Below are 13,719 nucleotides of genomic sequence, written 5' to 3' on the forward strand. Positions count from 1 at the left end.
CTTAGGACCGAGCATTAAGAATTTTAGGTTGCTCTAATTACTATGTTTAAAGGATTGATTAACATTACGGTACGTGAAATTTTGTTGCTTCTTTTGATTTACCAAAAAAAGCCGTCTTATCGTTGACGGCTTTTTTGCTTGCTTAATACGGATCGGAGACGTCGCCCATGCGTTCAGCGTCCAGCACAGCCTCTTCTTGTTTTTCGTTCTCCGATGTCTGTACTTTCTCTATGCCTTCTTTTAACCGACGGCCATATTCTGAATCTGCTTCTGTCATATTGCTAATCATTTGTTTTTGGATAGCTTCATCTGCATCTGCAAGCGCGGTCGAAAGATTGGAAATCAAATCAGCTTTCTCCCGTTCGTTAAACCGTCGCCATGTTTCTCCTGCCTGGCTGAAATGGGCTTTTCGATCGATGGCTTCCCGCTTTACTTTTCCAGTCACTTCAGGTTCATGGGGGGTTCCTTGATGATTTGCTTCCTTCAATCCGCCCGTTAGCGATGGCTCGTAATTAATATGCGGGTCGCTCCCCGGCGGGTTATCAACATGATACGTCATTTGCCCGTCTCGTTGGTTCGTCCCAAGATGCTTTTTCGGCGCATTAACGGGCAGCTGCAAATAGTTTGGTCCGACTCGATAACGCTGGGTATCCGAGTAAGAAAATGTACGACCTTGGAGCATCTTATCATCGGAAAAATCGAGCCCATCCACAAGGACACCCGTTCCGAAGGCCGATTGCTCCACCTCGGCAAAGTAATTTTCCGGATTTTTATTTAAGGTCAATTTCCCTACTTTATGCCACGGGAATTCATCTTTATACCAGAGCTTCGTGTCATCTAGAGGATCAAAGTCTAATTCTGGATGCTCCCTGTCCTCCATAATCTGGACGTACAAGTCCCATTCCGGATAATCGCCATTTTCAATGGCTTCATACAAGTCTTGGGTCGCGTGGTTAAAGTTTTGTCCTTGAATATGATCGGCTTCTTCTTGCGTGAGGTTTTTAATGCCTTGCACCGGTTCCCAATGGTATTTGACTAATACCCCTTTTCCTTCGTCATTTACCCATTTATACGTGTTTACACCGGACCCTTGCATATGCCGATAGTTAGCGGGGATTCCCCACGGGGAAAACAAAAACGTGATCATATGAGTAGACTCGGGGGAGGCTGCCATAAAATCAAAGATACGTCTCGGGTCTTGACGATTCGTGACCGGGTCTGGTTTTAACGCGTGAATGACATCCGGAAACTTGATCGCGTCACGGATGAAAAAAATTTTTAAATTGTTGCCGACCAAATCCCAATTTCCATCTTCTGTATAAAATTTAACAGCAAACCCACGAGGATCCCGCTGTGTTTCCGGGGAATGGCCTCCATGAATCACTGTAGAGAAGCGAACAAAAACCGGTGTTTCCACGTCGGTATTCGTAAACACCTTCGCCCTCGTATATTTGGAAATCGGATCATCGCCTACTTTTCCATAGGATTGAAAATAGCCATGTGCCCCGGCACCTCTCGCATGAACAACGCGTTCCGGTATACGCTCGCGATCAAAATGACTCATTTTTTCAAGAAAGTCGTAGTTTTCAAGCGTGGTAGGCCCGCGATTGCCGACAGTGGTCATATTTTGATTATCCGTAATCGGATGTCCCTGTCGATTCGTGAGCGTATCTTCTTTCTCATTTTCCGCTCTACGTTCGTCCATCGCGTCCCCCTCGCCGTTCACATTTATTCCATAGGACGTTCTTTCATTATCTTTTTCCACGATAGCCGTCTCTCCTTTCAAAAATACCTCACTCCCTCTAGCTTCGCCTAAATCTTTTCGCTATATGCATTAGAAAATTCGGCTTATCGCCAAGCCTTAATGGCAAAAGCCTTTGTTGCATTTATGCAGGAAAAAGTTTTTATACTTTCTTACCTGCTAAAAAAACATAAGCCGAGAAACTCGACTTATGCCTCATTTTTTTCTACATCAACCAACTGCAACTGTTTATTAAAAAAGAAGCGATAAAAAACAAGCGTCGTAATCATTGCCGCCAATGAAACGGATGTAAAGATGCTCAAGGAAATAACGATTTGGTAACGAATCGCTTCAATGGGCGGTACGCCGCCTAAAATAAGTCCTGTCATCATTCCCGGCAATTGGACGAGTCCCACGGTTTTTAAGCCGTCGACATTCGGAATCATCGCGGCTTTGACGATTTTACGAATGAGGATGGTAGATGCTTGTTTCGGTCGTGCACCTAACGCCAAAGCCGCGACAAGCTTACCTCTTGATTGCTGAAATTCGCTTTTCATGCGTTCGAGCGCAAGGCCAATCGCGACCATACTATTGCCGATCACCATCCCGCTCATGGGGATCACCTGCTCCGGTTCAAAGGAAATCATGTCAAAGCCGAGCCACATGGCAAGAATAAGCAGGGCCACACCAACGATGATCGCGAAAATAATCGAGCGAACAAAGGGTAGCCCCACCCCTTTTTTACTGGCGTGAAAGGAGGCGACAGCAGTCATTATGGAGAGCATGATCGTTATGCCGATCGCCGGTGGTAGTGAAAATAAATACGTTAAGACGTAGCCGATGATAAACAACTGCACGATGCCGCGAAAAGAGGACCAGAGAATGGATTTGCTCAACCCAAGGGCGTAAAAATAAGACAATGAAACCGGAATTAGGACAAAAAAAATCAGAAAAAACATGGATAGATTCGAAATTTCAGGGGCCATGGGTCCCTCCTTTTCGTAAATAAAATACCATTTAATCGTTTTGATGATGGAGGAAATACTGAAGTTTTTCCGTCTGTGGATGTGCAAATAATGTTTCTGTCGCCCCCGCTTCAACGATTTCTCCGTTGGCCATAAAGACCGTTCGGTCCCCGAGTCGTTGTGCCTGTTTCACATCGTGGGTAACCATCATAATGGCATGGACACGCTTGGAGACCATCTCCATTAAAAATGCTTCAATCAGTTCAACGTTTCTGAGATCAACCGCGCTTGTCACCTCATCAAGAAGCAAAACATCCGGGCGATTGGCAATTGTACGGGCAAACGCGACGCGTTGTTGTTCCCCGCCGGAGAGCGTTTCCACGTCGCGATGCAGATAAGAAGCAGGTAGTTGCACATGATTCAATAGCTCCTCTCCCCTGCTTTCTTCCCACTCTTGAAATAATTTCGGGCCAAAGGCCAGATTGTCTGCTACCGTCCCTTCAAACAAAGATGTAGATTGTAACACCATGCCCATAGATTTTCTAAGCGCGGGAATATTGTATTTTTTTACATCTTCGCCCCTATAGTAAATCGTCCCTGTGTCAGGGTCGGCCAAGCGATTGAGCAGCATGAGCAAACTGCTTTTCCCGGCTCCGGACCCTCCGATTAATGTGACGACCTCGCCTTTCTTCACTTGCAAAGAAATATTTTTAAGAATCGGTGTATGTACATCTTCCATATGAATGATCATTTCTGTTTCGCTCATGCGCGCACCTCTTTTCATTCATTATTTTAGCGTTTCTCTCGCCAGGGTAAAACATTCCGAAACTATTGCTTGTTATTTTTTTATGAATTAAACGAATAATAATCCACTTAGCTAGGAGGAGGAGGTTCTATATGAAGTTGGAAACAGGTACATTGGATCCTTCATCGCTTTCTTGGAGGGATAATTTTACCGTTTTATTTTCCAAGCTCGCGTTTCACGCTTCCTTCCGCGCTTTCTCGTTTGTCATCGCGCGACGATCCATTCAATCGATCCACGTTCAACACAAAAGGAAAGGCGCGTCTAATTCGCTCCTCCCCTCCCCTAGTTAAAACCTTTGGATCAAAAAAGCAGTCACAATCGCTGCAACAATTACGATCATAATATGTCCTCTAAAATAAGCAATCACAGCCGCCACCAGCCCGCCAATGACTCCGACTACCGGCGCGCCGGGTTCGACCGTGAAAATGCCCGGTACGATTAATGCGCCGAGTGCGGCGTACGGGATCGCTTTTAACCACTTACTCACCCATCCGGGAAAATGCAGGCGATCCATAATAAATACCGGCAACATTCTCGGCAGATAAGTAACGATCGCCATCGCGATAATGATAAGCGTTAATGTCATTCTTCATCCCCCTCAAGCACCCATACACCGATCAAACTTCCGAACACCGTTGCAAGCACAATCGCCCAACCCTCAGACAAATAAATAGAAAAAATCCAGGATAGACCGGCGCTTCCGGCCGCGATAATCCCTATTTTCCAGTACGCGCGAACGGCCGGGACAAGCAAACCAATAAACAATGCATATAAAGCGATCCCCATGCTATCGCTTAACGCTACCGGCACGACATTTCCGATTAATGCTCCGATCGCCGTACCAATGACCCACATTCCAAAAGCTCCGGAGAAAATACCTAAGTAAATGGCTGCAGACGGATAAGTGCCGAGTTCTTTTCGCTTAAGCGATGCGAGTGCGAAACTTTCGTCGGTAATCCCTTGGGCGATTAACGCCTTCCATCGTTTCGGAACATGTTGCAGGTGGCTGAACAAAGAAATGCTCATGACAAAATGGCGTAAGTTTAAAATAAACGTTGCCAAAACGATCTCGAGACCAACCGTTCCAATCACTAACATGTTTAGCGCCATAAATTGACTTGCCCCGGCATAAACGGTCAGTGACATCAATACTGCATGAAAAAAGGAAATACCCGTTTGCACAGCAAGTACGCCAAAGGAGATGGCGATCGGCAAATAACCGAGGATCACCGGTACGGCCATTTTCAGCCCTTCCCAATAATCCTCCGCGTACGTGGAGGTGTTGGCGGCCTCTAGCTGTTGTTCTCTCATTGTTTATCATCCTTCGTCCGCATAATACATAATCAGTTGTAAAGCCGTTTCCGTATCGGTACGATTTTCATATTGATGGGCCACATTTGCCGAAAATTGAATATTCATTTTCTCATCCAACGTATACGTCTTTTCGTGAAGCGTTATCGCAACCTCCCCGGACTTAACCGTAATGTATTCCCGCACCCCATCAGGATGCGGGAGCGAGTGATAATTGGCACCCGGCCGTAAAATCATCGTATACACTTCGAATTGCGTCTCGGGGTCAAATGGAAAAAGAAGAAATAGACGGCAACGACCATTGTCTTCTTCCAAATCGGGGGTCTCTTTTCGTTCCACAACGGTGACAACTTCTGTTTCTTGTTTAATCAAAGAGGAAAACGATACATTTAACCCGATCGCGATCCGCCATACTGTCGTGATCGTCGGCTGGGTCTCGCCCTTTTCGATCCGATAAAGCATTCCTTTGCTGACACCGGTACGTTCGGCAATTTTATCAAAGGTCCAGCCTTTTCTTTTTCTGATGCGCTGTACGTTTTGTCCTACTCGCTCATGGATGTCGATCAACTCCACCCCCCCTATTGTTTACTTTATATTGAATAATAACACAATATATGAAACAAAAAAAGAGAGTCAAAACCTTCGGAAATGGTTTTGACTCTCTTTGATCATTTTTTCAGTGCAGCTTGATAGTCCGCTTGTTTCACGTCATCCGGAACCATACTGCCGCCTGTGCCCCACAGCAAATGTGTGGCGTTGATGAGTTTTTCTTCGTTGAGTCCATGTTGCTTTAAATATTCTTTTCCCGCCGAGGTGCCAATCAAGTTGTAAGGACCGGGAAATGCGGCAAGCGCCGAGGGTTCCAGATACATGTCTTCGGCGTCCTTTAATTGCCGCAAAAGTTGATAAAGATGGTCGTCTCGGACCGTATACATGCCGCTGACCATCGGCTCAACCATTTTTCCGACGACGCCTGAAGGCCTCCCCACCGCCAGACCGTCTGCAGCGGTACGATTACTCAATCCAAAATCTCCGACACTCACTTTTTCATGCATGCCCGTCATTAAACCGAGAAACATCGCGGGTGATTCCGTCGGCTCTGCAAAAAAACAATGAACCGCGTCCCCGAAGACTTGTTTTAACCCGAAGGTGACCCCACCCGGGCCGCCACCAATCCCGCATGGCAAGTATACAACCAATGGATGATGCTCATCCACTTGAATGCATGCGTTTTCTAACTGTTTTTTTATTCGGAGTGCCGCAACCGCATATCCCATGAACAAATCCCGGGACCATTCGTCGTCGACAAAATACACATAGGGGTCTTCCCGGGCGGCTTCGCGCCCTTCCGTGACCGCTCGGGAGAAGTCGTCCTTGTGCTCAATAACCTTCGCTCCCAGGCTTCGTAACTTTTCTTTTTTCCATTCTTTCGCATCTCCGGACATATGTACGTCCACGTTAAATCCAAGTTTTGCGCTCATAATCCCAATGCTTAAGCCGAGATTTCCGGTTGAGCCAACCATGACGCCATATTGCTGAAACAATGCGCGAGCCTTCGCTCCGGCGAGCAGGCTGTAATCATCGCTTGGTTCAAGCAAGCCATGGTCCAACGCCAAATGTTCCGCAACCTTTAATACTTCGTATATTCCTCCGCGCGCTTTAATGGACCCGGCAATTGGCAGTTCGTGATCTGCTTTCACCCATAACTTTCCCGGCAGATCCACCCGGTAATGATTCGATAAGACGGATTGCATCTCCGGGATTTGGATCATGCTTGATTCAATTAAACCATCATCTTCCGCTGTTTCAGGGAACAATGTTGCAATTAAAGGTTGAAAACGTCTGAACCTTGCTGCCGCATCCTTTATGTCTTCCAAAGATAGAGGGAAGGAAGCTCGATCATCGTTAAACGATTGGTATTTCGGGTTTAACCACACAACTTCCTCCGCCCTCGTGATTCTTTCAATGGCCGGATGGCGCTTCATCCATTCTTCGGGCGTAAGTCCGTGGATGGTTTGCTTCTCCATGAAAAAACTCCTTTGTGTGCGGACTATCATTCGTCCCTCACCGTTTAATAGAAAAAATAGGCATGTTTGCTGAGCGACGGCGATATATTTGATAGAGGGGGCTTGTCTACAACCGGCAACCCTTGATACGAAAAAATATTTGTGAGGTCGTCTGCCATGTTTTCAACAAAACACAAGGAAAGCATCGCTCGTTTCACGTACCGTTGTTTTATGGTGACGGGCGGCGCAGTATTGACAGCCATCGCGATTCAACTTTTTTTGATCCCCAATGACGTGATTGACGGCGGGGTCATCGGCGTTTCGTTAATATTGAATGAACTTACCGGCTTAGGCTTCGGTGTTCTCGTGCTCGTTATTAATATACCCTTTTTGCTGTTTGGATTAAAACAAGTGGGCACGACTTTTTTTCTTACGTCTTTGTATGGGATTGTCATCCTGGCGATTACGGAGCAACAGCTTCATCATTTTACGACTTTTATTCATGAACCGATGATTACTACGCTGTTTGGAGGGTTTATTCTCGGGGCAGGGATAGGCATCGTGATCCGCTACGGAGGGGCGCTTGACGGAACGGAAATTCTCGGCATTTTACTGACTAAAAATGCTCCGTTTTCCGTCGGCGAATTTGTTATGTTTATCAACATCTTTATTTTTACATGGGCGGGGTTTGTGTTCGGGTGGGAACAGGCCATGTTGTCAGTCATTACCTATTTCGTCGCCTCGAAAACGATTGATGCAGTTTTACAGGGCATCAACGAGACAAAAGCGGTCGTCATCGTCTCCAATAAGTACACACAGCTTAGTTCCGCGGTCGTGCATCGCTTAGGGCGATCGTTAACGGTCATGGACGGGCAAGGCGCTTTCACCCATAGCGACAAAGAAGTATTGTATATTGTTGTCACCCGTTTGGAAGTGATGAAATTAAAATCCATCGTTTTTGAAATCGATAAAGAAGCATTTATTACGGTTATGAATGCGCAAGAAGTGCACGGAGGAAAATTCAAAAACGACCTTCATTAAAAAACGTGGCAAAAAATTAGACCTCCCTTTTTTTACGGGAGGTCTTTTCCGTCGGTTAAATAAAACAGTTCTCAAACGAATGGCTTTGTCATTAAACCTTCCATTAGCCTACTCGTTGGGCGTTCCCTTTTCGAATGACAATTCGCTGAAAAGGAAACTCTTCTTCTCGTTCAGGGATCGGAAAGCGATTAAATTCGGCCACGATTGTCCGTTCATGCTCCGCGATAACCTTCAATAATTCTCCTTCATATTGCACGGTTTCTCCGATGACAAATAAATTTTCTTTCTCTTCCATTATGCATCTCTCCTAAAAACATTGGGCTTTCATTATCCCGGTGGTAAGCGCCCGTAATTCCAGAGGGCTGATTTTCAGATGCCAGAGGTCAGAAAATGCCTCAGGAAGCGAAGAATGGATCTTCCGACTTCCGGTATCCGACGTCTGATTTCCGGTAAAGCGGACGACTAACACCCCGATCCGACGCACAGGATATGCTAGTGTCGGCGTTGTCACAGGACGTGACGGTTTTAGCCGACTTCCTTCCTCAGAGGAAACCCACCTCTGATGGAAGTTTCACTTTATTTTAGCATACATGGAACAGAAAGGGCACATTTATTTGAGTGGGAAACTATGAAAAAAAGAGAATAACTATTTTATCGCGTGTGATTACCCATGATAGTCATTAATTAATTCAATGACTGTTTTCTGTTCTGACACAGACTCACGATTTTGTTCTCTTTTTCCCTCTGTGTTTGCCATATGAATCATCCCCTTTGTTTTGTTAGGTTCATTGTAAAGGATTGTTATACTACAGTCAACATAAAATTGTTATTTTATATAACACTGTGCTATAGTCCTAACAAAAAAACACCCTAAAAGCAGGGTGCCTTGGTGAAAAAAGCATGAATACAGAGGATTAAAAAGGATCTGTTTTACAAGCATTGATCCCTCTGCTTCTGTATGACAACAGCCTATCTTGGTAAGCATTTGTTTTACTCAAAGGAACCTGAAAGGATATCCGTGATGATTTTCTCTTGATCCAACATGAAAGCGATACGGCCATCAATACGAAGGACGCCGGACACGTTGGATTCCAACCCTTTCGATAACGCATCGGGTTTTTCTACATCCGTCCGCCGCAGATGCAAAATTTTTGTGACTTTTTGCACATGAAAAGCGATTTTGTTTTGGTTTTCTTCCGTAAGCATGAATTTATTTTCTTGGGCTGCCGGATGCGCCTTCAGATTAAGAACCTTGGCAAGGTTAACCACCGGGACCCATTCTTCCCGCAATTGGATGACCCCATCGACGTGGGGGTGCCGGTTTGGGGATTCCGTGACTTCCGACGTTTGTATAATTTCCCTCACGTCAAGAATATCAATCGCGAATAAAACGTCGTCCACCTCATAAAGAATCACTTCCAGCTGATCGGTTCCTTGGGAAACCGGCGCTTCTGAAAAAACAAAAGGTTGTTCCTTCATATCTGTTGCTGCCAAGCCGAATGCTTGACACCTATGCCCCCTTCTCGTTATTTCGATCATTTTCCTTATTTTTATCCTAGCACTCCATCCAAAAGATAGAAAGAAAAACCCGAGAGATGTACTCCCTAATCCCTCGGGTTCATTTGCTGTATATTATTCTTGTAAGTCTTCAATGGAGTCAATGTCCATATATTCGGGTACAACCAAGCCAAGCGCGGCTTCCCCTTCCATATTGTGGCCTAAATTCTCCACGTCATCTTCCACGTCTTCATAGTAAGCGCCATGGGTGTGCGGCAACCATGCCTGAATCATTGCATCTGCATCATCATCCGCGACCGCTGTATACATATAGTTCGCTTCCACACTATTTAAATCCACATCATAACCTTGGTCTTCCAACACGATCGACATCATGCTCACCGCGGACAAATCCGAATCCCACGGGCCGTGAATAATTTCGAACGTTTCACCGTCCACTTCGTCTACGCCTTCCGTCCAACTGTTTATGACATCTTCGTTGTCATCGATCCAACTTTGCGCAGCCTCGAATTCATCGATGTCTTCAACAACGATATCATACATGATTTCTGCCATGTCATCAGCTGTCCATTCAAAATTATCCAGGATTTCATAAGCTTCCGGCGCATCGTCTTGTAATCCTTCACGGACGAGTGTATCAATATCTTCCGGCTCTCCGAAAGACAACTCCGGATCGTCAAGGTATTTAAGATCGTGGGCGGCAAATTTCCAGTGCGGATCCCAGCCGGTGACGACGATCGGTTCTTCATTTTCAATGGCTTCTTCCATCTCAGTGATCATCGCGGCTTCCGAACTCGATTGCAGCGTCCAGTCATCAAGATTATCATAATCCTCGATCGCTTGTTCAGCGGATTGCATGATTCCGGCACCACCATCGATGCCTGTAATCGTATAATCCATTTCCTCAGCGTAATTCGATGATGCTTCGCTATCGGCATCATCCGCCGAGTCAGCGTCGTCCTCTTCTGTTTCTTCGGCATCGCCGTTGTCACTTTCTACGTCTGCATCCTCGCCTTCATCTTCTGCGCCACAACCGGTGGCAGCAAGGATCAACCCCAGGCTTGTCACCGTACCCATTCGTTTTAATTTCATCATTACAGTTAAACCCTCTCCTAAAATATAACTTATGTTATGTAAGCAGCCCAAAGATCTTCATCTTTGGGCTGCTTGTATACTTACTCTTCTTGAAGATCTTCAATGGACTCAATATCCATATAGGCTGGAACGGTAAGACCGAGTTGTGCGCCTTCTTCCAAGTTAGGACCTAGATCTTCGTAGTCCTCTTGATAATCCTCATGGTAATCGGCATGCGTATGTGGCAACCATACTGCCGTAGAGGCATCAGCATCCCCGTCAGCAACAGAAGCAAACACATAGTTGGCTTCCACTTGATTTTGTTCTACATCATAACCGACACTCTCGAGTACTTGAGCAAGAACATTTGTTGAGGCAATTTCCGTGTCCCAGGCAACGAGAGAAAGGCTAATGCTTTCGCCTTCTCCGGCATCTTCATCGACACCGTCTGTCCATTCGGAAACCATGTCTTCGTTTCCATCGATCCAGTTTTGGGCAGCCTCGACTTCATCTACATCATCTTGAATTTCAAGCATAACTTCTTCCATATCCGCTTCATCCCATTGAAAGTTATCAATGATTTGATAGGCGTCAGGATGATCGTCCGCTAACCCTTCACGTGCAATCGAGTGAATACTTTCAGCGTCGCCATAGGAATTTTCAGGGTCATCAAGAATCTTTAGGTCATATTCTTGAAATTTCCAGTGCGGGGTCCAACCGGTTAAGAAAATCGGCTCTTCATCTTGATAAGCATTATCGAGTTCCTGGATCATCGCTGCATCAGAGCTTGTTTGTACATCCCAATCAAGATCATAATCTTCAATGGCATCTTCGGTGGATTGTACAACGCCGGATCCCCCATCAATACCGGTGATGGAATACTCAACGTCTTCGCCGTAATTGCCGGATGCTTCACCACTCGTGTCATCATCCTCGTCGTCGTCTTCGTCGTCTTCGTCTTCTTCTGTTTCTTCGGCGTCGCCATTGTCGTCTTCGCCGCCTGCGTCCTCCCCTTCTTCATCTGCACCGCAACCGGCGGCAACAAGTGTAAGTGAAAGTCCGGTAACAAGACCGAGACGTTTCCAGTGTTTAACCATTAAAAACACTCTCCCTTTCTATTATGTTAATTAACCCCCCCCTGCGCGCTGCCAGCGGCAGGGAAGTGTGATTTACTTTTTCTTTCTAAGCTGAAAACCGGCGGTTAAACGATCCAGAATGATCGCCACGATCACAATCGCGATGCCGGCTTCGAAACCACTGCCTACATCATTTCGCCCAACCGCTGTGTAGACAACATCCCCGAGGCCGTCGGCACCGATCATCGACGCAATAACGACCATAGACAATGATAACATAATCGTTTGGTTTACACCTGCCATAATCGTTGTCCGCGCCATCGGCAGCTGCACCTTGTATAGTTTTTGCCCGGGTGTGGAACCAAAAGCGTCCGCGGCTTCAATCACTTCCGTCGACACTTCCCGTATCCCCAAGTTCGTTAAACGGATCGTCGGGGGCATTCCGAAAATAACCGATGCAATAACCCCGGGCTCCATACCGATGCCGAAAAAGGCAACCGCCGGAATTAAATAAACGAACTGTGGCAACGTCTGCATGAAATCCAAAATCGGCTTCATGACCGCCTCTACCGCTCTGCTTTTTGACATCCATATTCCCAACGGAACCCCTATTATAATGGAAATAAAGGTCGCTGCCAAAACGATGGAAAGCATAAGGATCATGTCATCCCAAAATTGGAGATTATCGATGAGCAATAACCCCAAAAAGACGAAGAGGCTTAAACCCACTTTCCGGCCCGCGAAGAAATACGTAAGAAGCGGAATACCGATAATCACGACCGGGATGGGGACAACGTCCATGATCATCGTTAAGGCGGTCAGTACCCATCCGATGAGGGCGTCAATGGAATCAAATAGCACGTCCGCATTCGTCAACCAATCAACAAAACGCTCAATCCATTCAGCGAGAGGCAGGCTAGGAAACAGTTCCATTGGTATTCACCTCTCCTCCTGCCAGGGCACCGAGCACTGAACTTCGCACGATAATGCCGCGAAGTTTCCCGTCTTGGACGACGGCCGCTGGTACTTTACTGTTTGTAATCAAATCAATGACCTCCGACACGGGGGTATCAAGCTCCACTCTTGGGATGTCATTTCGGATGACATCCATAAAATCATTTTTCCCTGCATCCACAAGCTTGGATAGCTCGTCCGCGTGAACAATGCCTAATAATGTGCGATCACGTTGAGTAACATAAATGCTTGATATACCTACTTTACGCATTCGCTGTAAGGCGACGCGCGGACCTTCTCGTTCCGGGTTGACGGTTTCAGGACGAGTCATCACGTTTTGAGCCGTGTACACTTTTGAACGATCGACGTCTTCGACGAATTTCTCAACATAATCGTTTGCAGGTGCTGTAAGTATTTCTTCAGGTGTTCCGATTTGGACGATCGCGCCGTCTTTCATTATCGTAATGCGATCACCAATGCGAAGGGCTTCGTCCAAATCGTGGGTAATAAATATAATCGTTTTCTTCATGTTTTCTTGTAAATCCATAAGCTCATCTTGCATTTCTTTTCGGATTAAAGGATCAAGCGCTGAGAATGCTTCATCCATGAGAAGGATTTCCGGGTCGTTGGCAAGGGCGCGGGCCAGTCCGACTCGTTGCTGCATTCCGCCCGATAATTCATCGGGAAACATATTTTCATACCCTTCCAAACCGACAAGCTTAAGAGCTTCCAAGGCTTTTTTGCTCCTTTCTCCCTGATCAAAGCCCTGTATTTCCAATCCGTACTCTACGTTGCTTCGGACCGTGCGAAAGGGGAAAAGTCCAAAATTCTGGAACACCATGCTCATCGATTGGCGGCGAATCGTCCGTAATTTTTTTTCATGTATTTCCGCCAGGTTTTCGTCATTTAAATAGACAGCGCCTGTTGTCGGTTCGATCAAACGGTTCAGCAAACGGACGAGCGTTGATTTTCCACTCCCCGACAAACCCATGATCACAAATACTTCACCGTCATTGACATCAAACGATGCTTTGTTCACACCGACGGTAAGGCCTGTTTCCTCGAGAATCTCTCCTTTTGATTTGTTTTTCCTTAAAAGGGAAACGGCCCGTTCCGGCCTTTTTCCAAATACCTTGGTCAAATTTTCAACCTTGATCTTCGCCAATGAATTCACTCCTTCGGCGGTTCATTTTGTGTAGGAATAAGGTGTCCAAAAAAATCCAGGATC

General features: G+C 46.1%; 14 protein-coding genes. 1 reads left to right on the top strand and 13 read right to left on the bottom strand.

The features are described from left to right. Positions 1-142 precede the first annotated feature (142 nt). The 7 genes from DT065_RS02545 to dsdA form a co-directional block, all read right to left on the bottom strand. Positions 143-1,705 carry a catalase gene (locus tag DT065_RS02545; protein ID WP_114376019.1) on the bottom strand — a complete coding sequence of 521 codons (1,563 nt, stop codon included), beginning with the start codon at positions 1,703-1,705 and terminating at the stop codon, positions 143-145. Between the two features lie 245 nt (positions 1,706-1,950). Further along, positions 1,951-2,727: an ABC transporter permease gene (locus DT065_RS02550; RefSeq protein ID WP_114370580.1), complete on the bottom strand. Its 777-nt coding sequence runs from the start codon at positions 2,725-2,727 to the stop codon at positions 1,951-1,953. Between the two features lie 31 nt (positions 2,728-2,758). After that, positions 2,759-3,472, bottom strand: coding sequence for an ABC transporter ATP-binding protein (locus tag DT065_RS02555; RefSeq protein WP_114370582.1), 714 nt, complete (start codon positions 3,470-3,472; stop codon positions 2,759-2,761). A 325-nt stretch (positions 3,473-3,797) separates the two neighbouring features. After that, positions 3,798-4,097, bottom strand: a complete 300-nt coding sequence (locus DT065_RS02565) for a branched-chain amino acid transport AzlD family protein (RefSeq protein ID WP_114370586.1) — start codon at positions 4,095-4,097, stop codon at positions 3,798-3,800. Further along, positions 4,094-4,822, bottom strand: a complete 729-nt coding sequence (locus tag DT065_RS02570) for an AzlC family ABC transporter permease (protein ID WP_114370588.1) — start codon at positions 4,820-4,822, stop codon at positions 4,094-4,096. Before DT065_RS02570 ends, DT065_RS02565 begins: the two co-directional genes overlap by 4 nt. 6 nt (positions 4,823-4,828) lie before the next feature. Beyond that, positions 4,829-5,389: a helix-turn-helix domain-containing protein gene (locus DT065_RS02575; protein ID WP_160112367.1), complete on the bottom strand. Its 561-nt coding sequence runs from the start codon at positions 5,387-5,389 to the stop codon at positions 4,829-4,831. A gap of 101 nt (positions 5,390-5,490) precedes the next feature. Beyond that, positions 5,491-6,849, bottom strand: coding sequence for a D-serine ammonia-lyase (gene dsdA, locus DT065_RS02580; protein WP_114370592.1), 1,359 nt, complete (start codon positions 6,847-6,849; stop codon positions 5,491-5,493). Between the two features lie 156 nt (positions 6,850-7,005). Here dsdA and DT065_RS02585 point away from each other — a divergent pair, with 156 nt between their 5' ends. Next, complete coding sequence (locus DT065_RS02585) at positions 7,006-7,869, top strand: YitT family protein (protein WP_114370594.1); 864 nt, start codon at positions 7,006-7,008, stop codon at positions 7,867-7,869. Between the two features lie 103 nt (positions 7,870-7,972). Here the strand turns inward: DT065_RS02585 and DT065_RS02590 are convergent, their stop codons facing one another. From DT065_RS02590 to DT065_RS02615, 6 genes are all read right to left on the bottom strand, one after another. Beyond that, on the bottom strand, positions 7,973-8,164 hold the full coding sequence (locus DT065_RS02590) for a DUF2187 domain-containing protein (protein ID WP_114370596.1): 192 nt from the start codon (positions 8,162-8,164) through the stop codon (positions 7,973-7,975). A gap of 695 nt (positions 8,165-8,859) precedes the next feature. After that, entirely contained in the window at positions 8,860-9,363 is a 504-nt protein-coding gene (locus DT065_RS02595; RefSeq protein WP_160112368.1) for a chemotaxis protein CheW, read from the bottom strand. A 138-nt stretch (positions 9,364-9,501) separates the two neighbouring features. After that, entirely contained in the window at positions 9,502-10,482 is a 981-nt protein-coding gene (locus DT065_RS02600; RefSeq protein WP_114370600.1) for a glycine betaine ABC transporter substrate-binding protein, read from the bottom strand. Positions 10,483-10,562: 80 nt separating this feature from the next. Then, entirely contained in the window at positions 10,563-11,558 is a 996-nt protein-coding gene (locus tag DT065_RS02605) for a glycine betaine ABC transporter substrate-binding protein (RefSeq protein WP_114370602.1), read from the bottom strand. A 72-nt stretch (positions 11,559-11,630) separates the two neighbouring features. Beyond that, complete coding sequence (locus tag DT065_RS02610; RefSeq protein ID WP_114370604.1) at positions 11,631-12,470, bottom strand: ABC transporter permease; 840 nt, start codon at positions 12,468-12,470, stop codon at positions 11,631-11,633. Beyond that, entirely contained in the window at positions 12,454-13,656 is a 1,203-nt protein-coding gene (locus DT065_RS02615) for a quaternary amine ABC transporter ATP-binding protein (RefSeq protein ID WP_114370606.1), read from the bottom strand. The genes DT065_RS02610 and DT065_RS02615 overlap by 17 nt, the downstream gene beginning before the upstream one ends. Positions 13,657-13,719 lie beyond the last annotated feature (63 nt).

Source organism: Salicibibacter kimchii (genome assembly GCF_003336365.1).
Classification (GTDB): domain Bacteria; phylum Bacillota; class Bacilli; order Bacillales; family Marinococcaceae; genus Salicibibacter; species Salicibibacter kimchii.

Bases quoted from the DNA above. Each gene is read 5' to 3' on its own strand.
- DT065_RS02590 (WP_114370596.1), bottom strand. From the start codon at position 8,164: ATGGAAGAGAAAGAAAATTTATTTGTCATCGGAGAAACCGTGCAATAT.
- DT065_RS02550 (WP_114370580.1), bottom strand. From the start codon at position 2,727: ATGGCCCCTGAAATTTCGAATCTATCCATGTTTTTTCTGATTTTTTTT.
- DT065_RS02610 (WP_114370604.1), bottom strand. From the start codon at position 12,470: ATGGAACTGTTTCCTAGCCTGCCTCTCGCTGAATGGATTGAGCGTTTT.
- dsdA (WP_114370592.1), bottom strand. From the start codon at position 6,849: ATGGAGAAGCAAACCATCCACGGACTTACGCCCGAAGAATGGATGAAG.
- DT065_RS02555 (WP_114370582.1), bottom strand. From the start codon at position 3,472: ATGAGCGAAACAGAAATGATCATTCATATGGAAGATGTACATACACCG.
- DT065_RS02585 (WP_114370594.1), top strand. From the start codon at position 7,006: ATGTTTTCAACAAAACACAAGGAAAGCATCGCTCGTTTCACGTACCGT.
- DT065_RS02570 (WP_114370588.1), bottom strand. From the start codon at position 4,822: ATGAGAGAACAACAGCTAGAGGCCGCCAACACCTCCACGTACGCGGAG.
- DT065_RS02565 (WP_114370586.1), bottom strand. From the start codon at position 4,097: ATGACATTAACGCTTATCATTATCGCGATGGCGATCGTTACTTATCTG.
- DT065_RS02600 (WP_114370600.1), bottom strand. From the start codon at position 10,482: ATGATGAAATTAAAACGAATGGGTACGGTGACAAGCCTGGGGTTGATC.
- DT065_RS02545 (WP_114376019.1), bottom strand. From the start codon at position 1,705: ATGGACGAACGTAGAGCGGAAAATGAGAAAGAAGATACGCTCACGAAT.
- DT065_RS02605 (WP_114370602.1), bottom strand. From the start codon at position 11,558: ATGGTTAAACACTGGAAACGTCTCGGTCTTGTTACCGGACTTTCACTT.